The organism is Microtetraspora sp. AC03309, from assembly GCF_020826795.1.
Taxonomy (GTDB): Bacteria; Actinomycetota; Actinomycetes; order Streptosporangiales; family Streptosporangiaceae; genus Microtetraspora; species Microtetraspora glauca.
Genome location: NZ_JADDIL010000249.1, coordinates 1 through 908 on the forward strand (window position 1 = coordinate 1; position 908 = coordinate 908).

General features: G+C 65.6%; 2 protein-coding genes. Both read right to left on the reverse strand.

The window, feature by feature from the left end:
• Positions 1-198: 198 nt before the first annotated feature.
• Complete coding sequence (gene rpsO, locus IMZ11_RS42615; protein WP_003880490.1) at positions 199-468, reverse strand: 30S ribosomal protein S15; 270 nt, start codon at positions 466-468, stop codon at positions 199-201.
• A 121-nt stretch (positions 469-589) separates the two neighbouring features.
• Positions 590-908, reverse strand: a 319-nt coding sequence (locus IMZ11_RS42620) for a riboflavin kinase (RefSeq protein WP_305075948.1), incomplete at its 5' end; no start/stop codon positions are given.

Genomic DNA, 908 nt, shown 5'->3' on the forward strand with positions numbered 1-908 from the left:
CCTTGTAGTTCGACGCGTCGCTGCCACACTCCGCGTGGCTGGCGTCCGGGCGGTCGTACGTGCCGCTCATCTTCAGGCAGTCTCCTGCCTTCATGTCCGCGGCCGCCGCGGACGAGCATGCGGTCAACCCGCCGATGAAAAGGAGCGCGGCTGCCCCGTACAGGGCAGCCGCGGAAAGTGTCGGCACCTAGAGCCGCGTCAGCGACGCAGCCCGAGGCGCTCGATCAGCGAACGGTAACGCGCCACGTCGACCTGGGCGACGTACTTGAGCAGCCGGCGACGACGACCGACCAGCAGCAGCAGACCGCGCCGCGAGTGGTGATCGTGCTTGTGCTGCTTGAGGTGCTCGGTCAGGTCCGAGATCCGCTTGGTCAGCAGGGCGACCTGGGCCTCCGGCGAACCGGTGTCGGTCTCGTGCAGACCGTAGCTGCTCAGGATTTCCTTCTTCTGCTCGGCGGTAAGCGCCACGAAATCAACTCCATCATTTTCAGTTCCGCGAGCATATTCTCGGCACAGCCACCGCGGACTGCAGCATGCACCGGATCGGCGCAAAGTCTAGCACCTGCGGCGGGCCGCAAATTTCAGCCGGCTACTGCGCAGCCAGAATGCCCCGCGCCTTGTCGGCGTCCCGCTTCATCTCCGCGACCAGCTCTTCTACCCGGTCGAACTTTTCCATGCCGCGGATCCTGGAGACGAAATCGACCGCGACATGCTGCCCGTACAGGTCGGCCTCGGTGTCGAGAACGAATGCCTCGACGGTGCGGGTGCGTCCTGAGAAGGTCGGGTTGGTGCCGACCGATACCGCGGCCTGGTATCGCTCACCAGGGGTGACGGTGCCCATCACCGGACCATGGCCCAGCACCGTGAACCAGGCGGCGTACACGCCGTCGGCCGGGATCGCCGAATAC